12 protein-coding genes are annotated in these 16,864 nt (G+C 40.7%); 3 read left to right on the top strand and 9 right to left on the bottom strand.

Annotated elements, in window-relative coordinates; translation table 11 throughout:
• Positions 1-8: 8 nt before the first annotated feature.
• Positions 9-1,061, bottom strand: coding sequence for a biotin synthase BioB (gene bioB, locus FPK91_RS01250; protein ID WP_144206914.1), 1,053 nt, complete (start codon positions 1,059-1,061; stop codon positions 9-11).
• A 111-nt stretch (positions 1,062-1,172) separates the two neighbouring features.
• Here bioB and bioA point away from each other — a divergent pair, with 111 nt between their 5' ends.
• On the top strand, positions 1,173-2,516 hold the full coding sequence (bioA, locus tag FPK91_RS01245) for an adenosylmethionine--8-amino-7-oxononanoate transaminase (RefSeq protein ID WP_144206912.1): 1,344 nt from the start codon (positions 1,173-1,175) through the stop codon (positions 2,514-2,516).
• A 148-nt stretch (positions 2,517-2,664) separates the two neighbouring features.
• Here bioA and FPK91_RS01240 read toward each other — a convergent pair whose 3' ends face one another.
• The 6 genes from FPK91_RS01240 to FPK91_RS01205 form a co-directional block, all read right to left on the bottom strand.
• The gene (locus FPK91_RS01240; protein WP_227006652.1) at positions 2,665-3,345 is read right to left on the bottom strand and encodes a pentapeptide repeat-containing protein; all 681 of its coding nucleotides are present in this window, start codon (positions 3,343-3,345) and stop codon (positions 2,665-2,667) included.
• Positions 3,346-3,407: 62 nt separating this feature from the next.
• Positions 3,408-4,847: an efflux transporter outer membrane subunit gene (locus FPK91_RS01235; protein WP_405127352.1), complete on the bottom strand. Its 1,440-nt coding sequence runs from the start codon at positions 4,845-4,847 to the stop codon at positions 3,408-3,410.
• 64 nt (positions 4,848-4,911) lie between these two features.
• Entirely contained in the window at positions 4,912-8,046 is a 3,135-nt protein-coding gene (locus FPK91_RS01230; protein ID WP_144206908.1) for an efflux RND transporter permease subunit, read from the bottom strand.
• Positions 8,046-9,272, bottom strand: a complete 1,227-nt coding sequence (locus tag FPK91_RS01225; RefSeq protein WP_144206906.1) for an efflux RND transporter periplasmic adaptor subunit — start codon at positions 9,270-9,272, stop codon at positions 8,046-8,048. The genes FPK91_RS01230 and FPK91_RS01225 overlap by 1 nt, the downstream gene beginning before the upstream one ends.
• Positions 9,273-9,901: 629 nt before the next feature.
• Positions 9,902-10,315: a GNAT family N-acetyltransferase gene (locus FPK91_RS01215; protein ID WP_144206905.1), complete on the bottom strand. Its 414-nt coding sequence runs from the start codon at positions 10,313-10,315 to the stop codon at positions 9,902-9,904.
• A gap of 652 nt (positions 10,316-10,967) precedes the next feature.
• Positions 10,968-11,384 (bottom strand): DUF3430 domain-containing protein, encoded by a 417-nt coding sequence (locus tag FPK91_RS01205; protein WP_227006651.1) that lies wholly within the window; start codon positions 11,382-11,384, stop codon positions 10,968-10,970.
• A gap of 668 nt (positions 11,385-12,052) precedes the next feature.
• On the opposite strand from FPK91_RS01205, the gene mepA reads away from it, so the two are divergent.
• Entirely contained in the window at positions 12,053-12,919 is an 867-nt protein-coding gene (gene mepA, locus FPK91_RS01200; protein ID WP_227006650.1) for a penicillin-insensitive murein endopeptidase, read from the top strand.
• 265 nt (positions 12,920-13,184) lie between these two features.
• Complete coding sequence (locus FPK91_RS01195; protein ID WP_144206901.1) at positions 13,185-14,795, top strand: ABC-F family ATPase; 1,611 nt, start codon at positions 13,185-13,187, stop codon at positions 14,793-14,795.
• 221 nt (positions 14,796-15,016) lie between these two features.
• On the opposite strand, the gene FPK91_RS01190 is transcribed toward FPK91_RS01195, so the two are convergent.
• Both FPK91_RS01190 and FPK91_RS01185 read right to left on the bottom strand, forming a co-directional pair.
• Positions 15,017-16,357: an SPFH domain-containing protein gene (locus tag FPK91_RS01190; protein ID WP_144206899.1), complete on the bottom strand. Its 1,341-nt coding sequence runs from the start codon at positions 16,355-16,357 to the stop codon at positions 15,017-15,019.
• Between the two features lie 5 nt (positions 16,358-16,362).
• Positions 16,363-16,704, bottom strand: coding sequence for a methanolan biosynthesis protein EpsI (locus FPK91_RS01185; RefSeq protein ID WP_144206897.1), 342 nt, complete (start codon positions 16,702-16,704; stop codon positions 16,363-16,365).
• Between the last annotated feature and the right edge of the window lie 160 nt (positions 16,705-16,864).

The raw sequence follows: 16,864 nt of genomic DNA, 5'->3' as shown, positions 1-16,864 counted from the left end.
GTATCGTGTTATAACGCTGCAGCATCAAAAAATTGTTGCGTTGCTTTATCTTTTTTTGCATTGGCTTTAGCCATTAACGCACTGTCAGATTCAATGTCAGCTGATGGCCCTTGTTCAGGATGCAGACCTAAACGTCTAAATAGGCTCATGTCATCGTTCTCTTCTGGGTTTGGTGTCGTCAATAACTTACAACCGTAGAAGATAGAGTTAGCGCCAGCAAAGAAACACATTGATTGTAATTCATCAGTCATACTTTCACGCCCTGCTGATAATCGCACTCGAGATTTCGGCATAATGATACGTGCAACGGCAATGGTGCGCACAAATTCAAAGGGATCTAAGTCATCTATCTTTTCAAATGGCGTGCCAGCAACTTTAACCAACATATTGATTGGTACTGAATCAGGATGTTGTTCTAAATTAGCGAGTTGTTGCAATAAACCTGCTCTGTCAGTCGCTTTTTCGCCCATACCGACAATCCCGCCAGAACACACTTTCATGCCTGACTGACGCACGTTGGTTAAGGTATCAATACGGTTTTGATAAGTACGCGTGGTGATCACATCGCCATAATATTCAGGTGAGGTATCAAGGTTATGGTTGTAGTAATCAAGACCTGCGCTTGCTAGCTCATCTGATTGCTCTTTCGATAGCATACCCAGTGTCATGCAAGTTTCCATGCCTAACGCTCTAACGTCTTTAACCATTTGGGTTAAATACGGCATATCGCGCTCACGGGGATTACGCCACGCAGCGCCCATACAAAAACGAGATGCGCCAGCAGCTTTAGCGCTTTTCGCTTCCACTAATACTTTATCAATTTCCAATAAACGCTCTTTTTCAAGACCGGTATCGTAACGCGCACTTTGCGGACAATACTTACAATCTTCAGGGCAGGCACCGGTTTTAATCGACAGTAAACGACTAATCTGTACTTCGTTGGGATCAAACGTCTCACGATGAATACTGTGGGCTTTAAACAGCAAATCGTTCATCGGTAAAGCAAATAACGCTTCTATTTCTGCTTTGGTCCAGTCTTGACGGATGGCTGACAACGACATTGATTAATCCTTTTTTATTCATTTTATATTCACTTTATATTGGGTTAGGATACCTTCAGCACGTAAACTGTCAATGCTATCGCGCATTGCACCTTGACTAACGGTTAAATTATGAACAATTCATTTTCTCAGCAATCATCCCAAACGATCGACTTCGAGTTTGATAAACAGCATATCTGGCATCCCTATACCTCGATGAATCAAGCCGCCAGTGTAACTGGAGTCCAAAGTGCTGACGGCTGTGAACTGACCTTAAGCGATGGCCAAAAGGTTATTGATGGCACCAGTTCATGGTGGGCCTGTATTCACGGTTATAACCGCCCTGAGATTATTGAGGCGATGCAGCAACAGCTTACAACCCTGAGTCATGTTATGTTTGGCGGTATTACCCACGCTCCAGCAGTCAATCTATGTAAGCAATTAGTTGACATGACTAGCCCTAATTTAACCAAGGTTTTTTTAGCAGATTCTGGCTCTATTGCTGTCGAAGTCGCCATTAAAATGGCCATGCAATACTGGCAAGGTAAGCAGCTGCCGCGAAAGCAGCGTTTATTAACCGTTAAACGGGGTTATCACGGCGATACCTTTGCTGCGATGAGTGTATGCGATCCTGATAATGGCATGCATACCATGTTTAGCGCTGCAGTGACTGAACACTTATTTGCCCCAGCGCCACAATCTGTTTTCGGTGAAGCATTAAAGCATGGTGATACTGATGCGCTTGAGGCGATTTTAGCTGAGCATCACCAAGATATTGCCGCCATAATTATTGAACCTGTGATGCAAGCGGCTGGCGGGATGCACTTTTATTCAGCCGAGTATTTATCTGCCATTAGAGCCTTATGTAATCAATACAATGTACTGCTCATTCTTGATGAAATCGCCACTGGCTTTGGTCGTATCGGCAAGTTATTTGCTTATGAATATGCCAATATTGAAGCCGATATTTTATGTTTAGGTAAAGCCTTAACTGGCGGTTATATCAGCTTAGCAGCCACTCTATGTAGCGATGAAGTCGCCAAAGGCGTCAGTGACTCCCCAGCGGGCGTGTTTATGCACGGACCGACATTTATGGGTAACCCGCTCGCCTGCGCTGCAGCCAGTGCAAGTATGAGTATTTTACAAACGAGTGTTTGGCAACAACAAGTCAGCGATATTGAACAACAAATGAAAACGGAGCTTGCACAGGCCATCGATTATCCACATGTTGTTGATGTCAGAGTATTAGGCGCTGTTGGCGTAATCGAAATGGACAGTGTGATTAATACAGCGAAGTTACAGCAGGACTTTATTGAATTGGGTGTATGGATAAGACCTTTTGCCAACGTTATTTATATCACTCCGCCGTATACCATTGGCAAAGAGCAACTAACAAAACTAACGCAAGCGATGAAAATCATTGCATCCAGCATAACCAAAGAACAAGTCGCTGGTGATACTTTCAGTAATGGCTAATTGTGGTGACTTAAATTGGGATATTCGCTGGAATAAAAGCTGAGCTATTCTGATAAACAATGCGAAGATGTACAGAAGATGAGAGCGCTATGATTTTTACATTATAATCATAGCGCTTTTTATTAACTGACTTAAGTAAACAATAGGGTTAATCCACCAGCTCTATATCTAAACTTTCAAGTAAGCTTAACGCTTCAAAACGTGAGAACTTAGCTTGGGCAATGCGGTTTTGCATTACATCAATCGTAAAATCACTTGAATCACTAAAATCGACGTTTTGTAAATTGGTTTTCATAAAAATACTATTAGTAAAATCACAAAAAGTCATTGTTGAATTAGCGAAGTCACCATTGCGAAAATCAACGTCATGTATCTTACATTCAATCAACTTTAGTTCATTCAACACTAAACCGAAAAACGAACAATCGTTAAGAATACAGCGGTTAAAACTTAATTGAGAGTCTCGATGAAACGATGGCCAATCCGCCTTAGTCCAATCAACACCCACCATCTTACAATCATTAAAGTCCACCTCAAAAAAACGCGTCAATGGCACTTTCATCAAGCTCAAATTACAACGATTGAATGAGCAATTTAAAAACTTACAATGTTTAAAAATAGCATCCGAAAAATCACAGTCGTTAAACTCGCACTCTTCAAACTCACAATCAGCTACCGAAGGTATCACTTGCTTGCTAAAGGTAACCTCGAAATATTGATTATTGTTAGATATGTTGTCCATTAACTCTTCTTTTAAACTAAACTGGCTAAGATAAATAATGTTACTACGAATAAAAGAAATGGATGCTGAAATTACTTGAAACTGCATACAGCATCGCATCTATTATCAAAATATCACAAATGTCCTTGCTAACGACCAGCAATATCTACTCACCCCTCAGCTTGTTCGTTACCCGATGTTTTTTCAAGCTCGGCTTTCATTTCATCACTGGTCAAGACACCGCCGCCAAGCGCTCGATAAAGTGTGATCATTGATAATAATCGGTCACGTTTTACCAGACTTAACGTCAACTCAGCACTAAATAGGCTACGCTGTGCATCCATCAGATCTAACGAACTAGATACACCATTACGATACCTTAACGTAGCTAATCGAGTGTATTCAGTTGAAGCCACCACTAACTCCTTCTGTGCTTCAATCGCCAGTTCTGAACGTCTGAAACTGTTCATCGCATCGTTCACTTCAAAGTAGGCTCCGAGTACCGTACTTCTATAACTGAGCATCGCTTGTTTAGCATCTTCTCTGGCTATGTCATATTGAGCTGAAATACTACCAGCATTGAAAATTGGCGCAGTTATCCCACCCAATAATGCCCAAGTGACACCTTGACTATCAAAAATATCACTTAAATCTTCTGACTCTGAACCATAACTTCCGCTAATGGTAAATTTTGGAAAAAATGCTGTTTTAGCCACGCCGACATTGGCATTAGCCGCGACAAGTGCCTGCTCCGCTGATTTAACATCTGGCCGCTGTGACAGCATCTGTGATGGGATCCCAACTGCGAATGAATCAGGAAATAATGCGCTGTCAGCTTTTAATTCAGCTTCAGTTTTAGGGCTTAAAGGATATTTAAATTCGCCCAATAAAATCCTTAACTGATTGGCCTTTTCACTGCGCTCATAATCAAGGTCTGGCAGTGTCACTCTGGCACTTTGATATTCAACTTCTGCTTGTCTAACTTGTAAACCTGAGATCACCCCATTTTGCTTACGCAATCGAGCAAGGTCTCGTTCTTTCTTACGAAGATCAACGGTGTTTAATGAAATTTGATAGCGCTGTTCAATATCAAGCCATTCATAATAGCAACTGGCCACATCGCTGATTAAGCTGATAGTGGCTAAGTTCAGCGCTTCTTGTGACGAAAGAAAGTTAGCAAATTCAGCTTCACTTCTTCGACGATTGGCGCCCCAAAGGTCCAGCTCCCAAGAAACGGTACCTGCCACATAAAAGGTATCTTCTTTAATGGGATCAGTATTGGTTAACGCACTGTCTAATGCTCGTTCACCATCTACTTCAAGGCCTATAGCAGGAAACAATGCCGCATCGGTTACGGTAACGCCAGCCCTTGCAGCTATTAACCTTGATCGAACGCCTTCTATATCGAGGTTTTGATCCAGAGCATGTTCAATCAGTACCTGTAAATCAGGATCCAAATAGAAATCACGCCAATGCCTAAGCCCTACATTTTGTCCGTCAGTCTGCTGTAATTCATTATGAAACTGATCGGGAATATCCAGTTCAGGTCTTTGATAATCAGGCCCCATAGCGCAACCAGAAAGCAGCATAATACCGGCAGATAAGGCCATTGATAACTTTTTCAATTTACAGCTATTTATTGCGATCATATTGGTGAGTGTCTGATTATATTGATTAGGCATGAGTAGATACCTCCGCGGTATCGGCTTTGGCGCTAATTTTAGATTTAACCCAACCTGCTGTTGTCACAAAAAACAACGGAACCATTACAATCCCAATGGTTGTCGCGAAGATCATGCCGCATAAGATAGGGATAGAAATACTTTGTCGACTCACCGCACCAGGCCCCACAGACAATACCAGTGGTAACACCCCGAGAATAAATGCCAATGACGTCATTAGAATCGGCCTAAAACGCATATTAGCCGCTTCGAGTGCGGCATCTAATCGACTCTTACCTTCTTTATGTAACTGATTCGCAAACTCGACAATCAATATCGAGTTTTTCGCAGCCATACCAATCAGTGCGATAAATGCCACCTGGAAAAATAAATTACTTTCCATACCGCTAACTAAAGTCCCCAGTGATGCGCCTAACATTGCAATTGGCGCGATAAGTAACACGGCAATTGGCAAGGTCCAACTTTCATAAAGCGCTGCAAGGAACAAGAACACAAACACCATTGCTAAGGTAACCGCTATAGCTGTTTGGTTGGCAGACTGCACTTCTTGATATGTGATACCTGTCCACTCGTAACTAAATTCATCGGGTAGTATGGGTTTAGCTACCCGTTCAATTGCCTTAATCACATCACCAGAAGCATAGCCCACTGCGGGAGATGCATTTATCGACGCACTGGTGAACATGTTGTAATGAGTCACCGCAGCAGGTCCTACTGAGTAATCATATTTAGCTAATACGCCGACTGGCACCATGGCGCCCGATGATGAACGTACATGGTAATTCTCTATTTGATCGGGGAATTGACGAAACTCCTCTGAAGCTTGCACTTTCACTCGATACACACGACCAAATAAATTGAAGTCATTAACCGTCGATGAGTCAGTAAAGGTTTTAATCGTGCCATAGATATCGGAAACCTTAACCCCAATGGCCATCGCTTTAGCCTCATCTACGCTGAGGTGTAATTGCGGAATAGCCGTTTGTAGCGATAATCCTGCGGTGGCTATCTCAGGTTGTAGCTTTAAGGCTTCAACCAATTCATCAGCGGTTTCCATCAAGCCTTTAAAATTACTGCCTGAGGTATCTTGTAGTTCCATTTCAACGCCAGAACCATTACCAAGACCAGGAACTGCAGAAGGTAAATATATTTTGAATTCAGCTTCCAGCACATCATGGAGTTCTTGCTTAATATCGTTCATTACCTGCTGTACTGTCGCATTAGTATCAACGCGATCAGACCAAGGTTTTAGAATAATCTCAAACTGACCGTTAGCTTGATTAGAGCCTGAACGTCTGTTCTCTCCCGCAAGGGTAAATGAGTAGGCAATAGCTGGATGGGCAAGCACTGTGGCTTCTGCTTTTTTAAGCACATCTTGAGTACGATTAACCGTTGCGCCATTAGGCAAAGACACATCGATAAAAAAGCGCCCTTGATCTTCATCTGGCATAAAGCTTGATGGTAGTGTGCTCATAATTAAATACACTCCGCCTACCATTAGAATAAACAGCAAATAACTGCGTTTAGCATATTTATTTGTTAAACTAACCAACCATACATATTTAGCAGTTGCGGTGTCTAAACGGTCATTCATCCATTTGAAAAAACCAGAGGTGGCTTTATCACCTGGCTTAAGTAATAACGCACAAAGTGCGGGTGAAAGGGTCAGCGCAACCACAGTCGAAATCAATACTGCAACCGTTATGGCTACGGCGAACTCACGATACATAATACCGGTGATCCCCGACAAGAAAGACACGGGCACAAATACAGCAGCAAGCACTAGGCTGGTAGCGATAAGTGCACCAGACAACTCCTTCATAGCAACCTTGGTGGCTTCTGATGGACTTAGTCCTTTCTCATGCATTAAGCGCTCAACATTTTCCACCACCACAATAGCATCATCGACCACAATACCAATGGCCAGCACCAACGCCAACAAACTCACAGTATTGATGGTAAAACCAAAGGCCAGCATTGCGGCGAGTGTACCGATTAATGACACAGGTACCGCAATAGCAGGAATGAGCGTGGCGCGGATATTTTGCAAGAATAAAAACACCACAATGATAACCAAAATTAATGCTTCAACTAAGGTTTTAACCACTTCATCAATGGAGTTTTCAATAAAGACTGACGCATCAAAGAACACTTCCCAATTCATCCCTTGAGGGAATTTTAGGGCAAGTTTTGCCATTTCACTTTTAACTTTTTTAGTGACTTCGAGCGCATTAGCCCCTGGTAATAAGTAAACCTGCAAGATCGTGGCATTATCACCATTGAGCTGAGATTGCAGCGTATAAGATGATGAACCAAGCTCAATACTGGCAATATCACGCAGTCGAATAATCGAGCCATCGGCGCTGGCACGAACAATAATTTCGTTAAATTGCGGCACACTACTCATGCGCCCTGCAGCAGTGATAGGCATAGTCATACTCAGCGTATCGGCATTAGGTTGTGAACCAATACTGCCTGCTGGAGACTCTTTGTTTTGCGCTTTAATCGCATCAATAACATCAGAGGTCGTGAGTCCATAACCCGCCATGGTGTCGGGATTTAACCACACTCGCATTGAATAACTACGCGACCCCGTGTTTCTGACTCGTCCAACACCTGGAATGCGTTTTAACGCTGACTGAATATTAATGGTGGCATAGTTACTAAGATAAATTTCATCGTAGCGTTCGTCTTCTGAGGTTAATGCTAACTTAAGCAGCTCAACAGAAGCCTCTTTTGATACTGAGACCCCTTCAGTTTGTACATCAATGGGTAAACTGCCCGTAGCTTGTTGAGTAGAGTTTTGTGCATCAACCGCAGCAAGATCTGGGTTAGTACCGACATCAAAGGTAATCGTGACATTGGTACTGCCAGAATTAGTACTTTTAGAACTCATATAAATCATGTTTGGCAAGCCGTTAAGCTCTTGCTCTAAGGGTGTAGCCACTGATTCTGCAGCAGTAGTTGATGTAGCACCTGGGTAAGATGCTGATATTTTTACCTGAGGCGGCGTAATGTATGGATATTGGTCGATGGGTAATTGAAACATGGCAATTAAACCCAGCAACACAATAACAATCGAAATTACACTAGCAAAAACAGGGCGATTAACGAAATATTGTGCCATTAGTTACCCTCCTGTTCCTGCTCAAGCTCTTGTTGTTTTAATGCTTGTTCTTTTTCTTTAACATCTTCTTTTTTATAATATTGTTCAGCGGTTAATGGTTCGGCAAGTTGTCCGTGGCGAACCCGATGCATGCCTTCAACAATCACCAGTTCACCGGCTTTAAGGCCACTTTGCACCACCACACCCATTTCACCTTGATGCTTAATCACAATAAAACGACGTTCGACTTTATTATCTGGCAACACCACCATCACATAGACGCCACCTTGGTCTACCTGGGTGGCTTTTTGTGGAATAACAATCGCATCATTCACTTCACTGAGTTTTATTCTAACCTTGGTGTATTGACCAGGAAGTAATTCTTTATCTGGATTAGGAAGTTCAGCACGAACCTGAAAAGTGCCAGTTTCGGGATTAACTGAAGGATCTGTAAAACCCACATCCCCCAAGTAACGGTATTGACTGTTATCTGGCAATGTAATGGTTACAAAGCCCTCAACAGCTTTACCCTCAGAATCAGCAACCTTTTGGGCGCTATAACTTGCCATACGGCGACGGGCATTAAGATAATCCAGTGCCGACATATTAAACGTCACATAAATAGGGTCTACTTGCTTCACCCGCGTTAATAACGATTGACCGCTGCTCCCCACTAATGCGCCGATATCGACTTCTGAACGACTTACAAGACCTGAGATTGGCGATTTAATTTCGGTATAACTCAATTCAAGTTTGGCTTCTTCAAGCTCTGCTTTGCTCGCCGCAACACTGGATTTTGCTTGAGACTGGACTGAAAGTGCATTATCAAAATCTAACTGGCTGGCAGCATCTTGTTCGTACAGCGGTTTTAATCGTTCCACATCACGCTTGGCCTTTTCATAGGCCGATTGCTGTGACTCAACGTTGGCACTTAAACGGTTAACTACGGCCACATAGGGACGATTATCAATCCGGTAAAGCAATGCGCCCTCTTTAACCGCACTCCCCTCAATAAAACTCTTATTCTCAACAAACCCGTCAACCCTTGCTCTGACTTCAACATCTAAAGACGCTTGAGTCACACCAACATAGTTGCCATATAACGGCACTGTGGCAGTTGCAACCTTCTCAACAACGACTAATTTGGGGGTGATTTTTATTGGTTCTTTTTCGCAGCCAGAAATAAGCGCCAGAGATGAAAATAGCAGTGCAAATTTAAACGCGGTGTTATTGAGATGATTTGGCATACTTTCGTCCCGGAAATGTGCTGATAACGAATGTCAAAACGGTGCTTTTGAAATCAATTAGATCTAATTGAATACACACCAGTTATTGTTGTGATAAACATGTAACTCCAGTGTAGTTTCTATGTGTAGATAACAGCAAGAGCTAGCGCAATTTATATGGTGTTTCATGCCTACACCGCTCAATAATTAATCAATATTTTAGGTGAGTGAATGAATATAGGGATTTCAATAAAAAGGTTTTAAGGAATACGACAAATTAAGCATTGAAATAAAAAAGCTTAAGGTGCCAATAACCCCATTATTAGACCATAGAAGAACAGCTAATTTAGGCGTCGATTTGTAGCATAAAAATGAAGCAAAAGTCGATGGAGAAATATCGATTCAATGGCTCTGCCTTTAATTCATTAAACCATCATCTGCGGCTTTTTCTAATTGCTGTTCGAGTTCGAGCCAAAGAGCATTACTGCCTTTAGCGATGCGCTCACCATTAAGAGTCATAATCTCCAACGGGTTTAGTATTACGAATTACCGACTTTAACTTTTCTATTTCGACTATAAATTCAAGCATGGCTTTAATCTCATTCAAACCTTACCGCCTTGTAAATCAGCCGTTCTGCATTAAATAAACATTAGTATTTTTTGGTGAGAAAAATCCTTTCTGGGCTGCCAGTAAATGCTGCCACACTGCCTGCTATCTCAAAACCCAGCTTTTTATAAAACTCAGGCGCTTGATAATCTAACGTGTCCAATTGAGCAAGAACACAGCCTCTTTTTATCGCTTCAACTTCAGCCATTTCCATTAATTGACGACCAAGACCTGAGCCCCTGGTTGCTTTATCGACCCAAAGCACTTCAATTAGAAAGTTTCTGTAGATGGTTCGCCCAGCAATACCGCCAAGGATATGACCATTTTCATCACGAGAAACCACAGATAAAGGTTTAGTATCTTCCGATCCCATATGTTCAAATCGGTGTTCGCGAACACCATTTACAAGAGTCTCCAAGACTTCTTTATTCTCTTCATTAATCACTTCAAATTTCACAAAATAATCTCCATATTGTTTTACTATTTTTTAATTATTGATTGCGATACTAAAGTACGTTGAAGTTTATGAAAATCGTAAATCAAAACGAACCAGACTGAGTAAATGTCAATTCAATAAAATAGCTTTAAACAAAGCCAAATAAAATCCCGATGGCAAATATTGGCCAAAACCAACCACTATTCATAAAGCGATCAAGCAGCCAAAAATAAATGGCAGCAAAGACAAACGATATAATTGAGCCAATTAAAGCATCAACAAAGCCTGTACCTATTGAGAACGATAAAACAAAAAATATTACACTATATATCGCGGCGCACAGGAAAGGTTTTTCATTCTGCTCAAGTAATTTGACCAAACCGAAAAGTATTAAAAGTTTTAATATAAATATCATCTAGAGTGATTACATCCATTGTAAATTATGATTTTTTTAGATTAATAAATTAGAGGGGTTTATGTAACCTTCCCACTTTAAATTCAGTCAGGGCTATTCCAACAATCCCCCTTCATATGAGGCAGCATAACCTCGCTGTTGTAACTGTTTAACTATTAGTTCCATTTAATAATTCCACCTTCTCGAAGTTGAAAGTTGAAAGTTGAAAGTTGAAAGTTGAAAGTTGAAAGTTGAAAGTTGAAAGTTGAATTTTTAATGCTATTGGTTAACTTGTTGTGATTTTTTTATTTGCTCACGTTCATTAGCTGTGAGTTCACCATAAGGCTTGGGGTATGGCCAACCATACCCCCAACGAAAAGACGTTGGAAAGTACGCTGAGCCACCAACGCGCACACCAGCTAACATAATTAGCCCAATATCCTCTTTGCCAAGAGCTGCAACACATTCTTTTAAAGCAATATCTGATGCGTCTTTTTCTATTAACGTGCCACCCTTCCAATACGCAAAATCATGGGCGGTGCAGCATCCAAGCCATAGTTCTTTTTGCATCAATGTGCCATCAGGAAACACACTGCAACCATCACTGGTAAATGGCTTAATTTCTGCACTTTGTGTATTAAAAGAACATGTTACCAGCAACATAACAAAAATGCTTAATGTAATGATATATTTCACAATTCTTGATATTCCATACTAATGATATTCATCATTAAAAATTAACAAACCACTCTACGAATCAGCCTTTCATCTCAAATATAGAAAGACAACGCTGTGTTTATACTAAATGATACAACAACTCCGCGCTATAAATGCAGCCCGAAGCCCCTATTATTGCTATCTATTATCAATTAATCAGCCCATACTGAAAAAGTTACCAACTCGTTTTCAGTTTATGTATTTAGGTAGCGCAGTCCTCAGGCTGAACTAAACAGACCTAAGGTTTATGGCATTACAACAAATGGAAGGCATTATGAGCAAAGGACAAGACAGTAAGAAGAATGTTAAAAAACAACCACTTTTAACAGCTAAAGAAAAGAAAGCAGCAAAAGCAGCCAAAAAATCTGAAAAAAGCATTATCAGTCATTAATAATTAGTTATTAAGTATCAGACATAAGCTTTAGTGGCCATCGAGTTCCTTCGATGGCCGATATTAACTTTCTACAAATTACTTATATTCTCAAGCCCACCAGTAAACAGCCAACTACATCATCTGAAAAATCCCAAGAGTTTAATCCCATCAAAACACTAACATATCCCTTTTTCCTACTACACTATTGTTCTATGCCGTTTATTTAACTCTTTAAAAGTGCTTGTTTAGCATTTAATACTCTAGAGGAATACCCTTGCAAATCACACGTCCATGCATTGCTCTGATTGTATTTTATCTTTTAGTCAGCTATCAGGCTCTTGCACGAGTCAACCCTTGGGAATTGGCTACCAGTATTTATCAAGGCGACAGTGCGGCTATCGGCAGTTACGCTAACGGTTGTTTATCGGGTGCGCAGGCACTGCCATTAACTGGCGAAGGCTATCAAGTTATTCGTAGTCAGCGACAGCGTTATTATGGTCATCCCAATTTAGTCACTTTTATTAGTCAATATTCAAAACAATTATCCCATGAGGGGATCAATAATATTCTTATTGGTGATATGTCGATGCCACGAGGCGGCCAATTCGATTTTGGCCACAGTAGTCATCAAATAGGCTTAGATGTCGATATCTGGTTAAAGCTTACAGATCGCTCATTAACCAATGAACAGATTCAAAAACCAATGCATCAAAGTGTGGTCAACAAAGCCAGTTTTAGCGTTAATGATGCTTGGTTAAATAAACACAGAACCATGCTTAAGTTAGCGGCACAACACGATCAAGTTGCACGCATTTTTGTTAGCCCTGTAATCAAGCAGCAACTTTGTAATGAACGAAATAAAAATGATTTATGGCTACAAAAAATCCGGCCTTGGTGGGGGCATACTTCACATATGCATGTACGTTTAAAATGCCCGGAAGGTAATAGCTTATGTAAAGACCAAAAAGCCATTAAACCAGGCCATGGATGTGAAGAATTAACCTGGTGGAAAAATCAGATGAAGCTTGCTGCTAATCAAAAAACTACCGCAAAGCCTAAATCTCAAAATGAGGATAAACCCAAACCAAAACCGTTAAAAACCAAGCCTCTATATTGTGACGAATTGGTACAAAATGGATAAGTTAACTACAACATCCAATATCTTAAAAGTGTCACAATTATCCATTTATGACGAAGATCAGGCTAAACACGTCAAAATATACAATAAACCGAATTGGTTGCTCGACATATGACCAGTTTTATCTGTATAATCCGCGCCTGTTTTACCTACGCAAATGCTCATCCTATAATGGGTTAGCTTTTACCTGCTTAGTTTAGCCATTTCAATCGTACCATTTAACGTACCTTGAACTTAACTTTGCATCATTAACCGTCAGGATATTCCTTTGATTTCTACCGCAAATATCACCATGCAGTTTGGCCCAGAGCCATTGTTTGAAAACATCTCAGCTAAATTTGGCCACGGAAACCGTTATGGTTTAATCGGTGCAAATGGTTGTGGTAAATCAACCTTCATGAAAATTCTAAGTGGTGAACTTGCACCGACCTCTGGCAACGTGTCTATTACTCCGGGTCAAAAAGTCGGTACCCTAAGTCAAGATCAGTTCGCGTTTGAACAGTACAGCGTTGTTGACGCAGTAATTCAGGGCGATCCTAAACTTTGGGAAGTGAAGCAAGAGCGTGAACGCATTTACTCTTTGCCAGACATGAGCGAAGAAGACGGTATGAGAGTGGGTGAACTTGAAAGTGAGTTTGCTGAAATGGACGGTTACAGTGCAGAAAGTCGTGCTGGTGAAATTCTACTTGAAGCCGGTATTGATGAAGAATACCACTTTGGTTTAATGAGCCAAGTAGCCCCTGGTAAGAAGTTACGTGTGTTATTAGCACAAGCCTTATTCTCAAATCCAGATATTTTGCTACTTGATGAACCAACCAACAACTTGGACATTCATACTATTAGCTGGTTAGCAGATGAGCTAAACAAGCGTAAATGCACCATGATCATCATCTCCCATGATAGACATTTCTTGAACACTGTCTGTACCCATATGGCTGATATCGATTACGGTGAATTACGTGTATATCCTGGTAACTACGAGTACTTCCTTGACGCTGCAGGTTTAATCCAAGAGCAATTATTAGCAGGTAACGCTAAGAAGACCGCTGAAATGGCTGAACTTCAAGACTTCGTTAACCGTTTCGGTGCTAACGCATCTAAAGCTAAGCAAGCCAGTTCTCGTGCTAAAAAACTTGATAAAATTTCGTTAGATGAAGTTAAATCGTCTAGCCGTATGACGCCTTCACTACGTTTTGACGAAAGTAAGAAAATGCATCGTCAAGCGCTTATCATGGAAGAAGTCGGCCATGGTTTTGAAGATAACACCTTATTCCAAGGCGGTAATATTATTCTTGAAGCAGGCGCCAAGCTTGCTGTTATCGGTGAAAACGGTGTAGGTAAAACTACCCTACTACGCTGTTTAGTGAACGACCTGACGAACAAAGAAGGTGTGGTTAAGTGGTCTGAAAATGCCGCTATCGGTTACTGCCCACAAGACAGCAGTAAAGACTTTGATAATGACTTGAGTTTATTCGATTGGATGTCGCAATGGCGCACACCAAAACATAACGATTTAATGGTACGTGGCATGTTAGGCCGTCTTTTATTTACTGAAGATGACTCAAACAAGAAAGCCCGTAACTGTTCAGGTGGTGAAAAGAACCGCCTATTGTTTGGTAAGTTAATGATGATGGATATCAACGTGCTTATCATGGACGAACCAACTAACCACATGGACATGGAAGCGATTGAAGCGCTAAACAATGCCCTTAAAGAATTTGAAGGCACATTGATTTTCGTCAGTCACGATAGAGAATTCGTTTCATCTCTTGCGACTCACATCATTGATGTGAGAGACCAGCAGCTAATAAACTTCCATGGTACCTTTGATGAGTACATGGCAAGCCAAGCTGAAGCAGCAGCGCTTATAAAGAAGTAGCCATTAAATCACTTGGTGTTTATAAAGCATCCAATAAAAACGCCGATAGACTGAAGTCTATCGGCGTTTTTTGTTACTCATTTTAAATTTTATTACTCACTTTAAAAGTAATGCAGTCGCGATGTTTAAGCATTCTGACTTATATTTAAAGCATTAATACATATGCTGGCTTACACTTTAAGCTTTCATGTTTTTAGCCACTATAATACCTCAATTCAAATCTACTTCTGCTCATCGAGTCGTTTTTTAAGATTAAGCGCTGCATCTGCAGCTAATAATCTCATGAACTCAGAACCATTATTTTGTCCATCTTGCCCACCACCAATCACAATTTCAGGCACTAAGCGACTATTCCCAAGACTGTTAAATAACGCCGTTTGAATGGTAACTTCGGCCTTCAATGTTTCATCGAAAACATATTTTGGATCCAGTGCCGCAGATTTAGCTCTTTGACGCGCTTCAGCAAGTACATCCATACCTTGAGCTTCTAGGCGTTGCTGCTTAAGTATTTCAGCTTGCTCTTTCGCTAGCTCAGATTTAACCGCAACACGTTGCTGCGCCGAAATAATCGCATTGGCTTTGACCCTTTCAGCATCAATTTGTTCTTTGATTTTTAGCTTTTCAGATTCAGCTCTTTGCTTAGCAATCGCTTGTTCACCTAGCGCGACTTCGGTACGTGCTTGTTGCTCTGCTTTTTTTAGGTTTTGTCTTGCTAATGCTTCATCTGCTGCAGCTTGCTTTTGCGCTTCAAGTCGCGCATTAACCTTACTTTCGTAATCAATATCGATAATACTCGCATCAACAACCGTAATACCATAAGCGCCTAAAATTGGGGCGTTTCGTAATGGGTTTCCGTCACTATCTTGTTTAATTTTAATCGTTACGCGCTGCTGCTTACTGAGGTTATTAAACTCCTGAGTTTTATTGCGGCCTGTATTACTGAATATCTGTTCAGTAACAAAAATACCGTTAACTAATTGATCAGAGAAATCTTGACTTAATTGACCATTGCCCCCTGAATAATGCTGTTCAACGGACATCATTCTGGCTGATGCCTTCACATTTTCAGTTGTCGCACGCATCAGTAAATTTGATATTAATGTTTCTTGTGAGCCAAACTCTTCATGAATTTTAAGTAGGCCACGTAATGTACCAGACTCAGCTGATGGAACGTTTCCAGGTAATCTAAAACGCGATACACCTCTAGCATCACCAGTGGTGGTATCAAGAAATCGAATCGGGATTAATGGTACCAAAGCACTGGCTGTTGCGCCTTTATCGCCAGTAAAGTTTATTGAGATCACTTTCTTATAGGCAGATACAGTACCAAAGGCTTTAAAATAAGGACCCGCCTGGTTAATCACGGTGAGATTACCAGTAAAAGCCGATTGATGAACTAAACGTTCATCTGCTTCATTCCAAGCAATCATCTGAGAGATCAGAATGGCAATGACCACTAAAACAGTAATGACTGCTGAAATAAGAATGATATTTCTTCGGCCAAAGTTACTGGAAAAAGATTGGTTTTCACTTTGTTGAGCGGGTTGAATCTTGTCGTCCATTTTTATTACTTTCCTTGTGTGTGACTATCCATATTTAATTTCTTTTTAACAAAGTAAATGATCTCTTGCTCAGTCAATTGTGAACAAAAACTACCAGACCGATGCAACTCTATAAAAGTCTCCAGAATGTCAGCTTTACTTTGCTTGGTTTTATCTACATTTTCTTGATTTTGATTCTTCTCGATAAGTTGCGTAATTAACTCATCAACAATGGTATCTTCATCAAATAACACATTGAACTCTTTTGATTTGCTAATCCTGCCTTTATTGATATTGCGATAAATAACATAAAGTGCGCCGCACAAAATACAAAAAAGCACGCTTAACCCGATAATATAAAAAAACATAATATCTACTTATATTGGTTTGAATACTCGATTGAACTCAATGAAGTACAACCGTCAGCATAGGAATGTTGCAACAATGCATTTTACATGACTAACTTGTAAAAATCAGGCTAAAAAGCATCTATTATCTTGATGAGTAAATGGTAAGCCAAGCTGAAGC

Source organism: Shewanella donghaensis (assembly GCF_007567505.1).
GTDB classification, from domain to species: domain Bacteria; phylum Pseudomonadota; class Gammaproteobacteria; order Enterobacterales; family Shewanellaceae; genus Shewanella; species Shewanella donghaensis.
The sequence above is the reverse complement of the archived record's forward strand: the minus strand, read 5'-3'. Positions and strand labels throughout refer to the sequence as shown.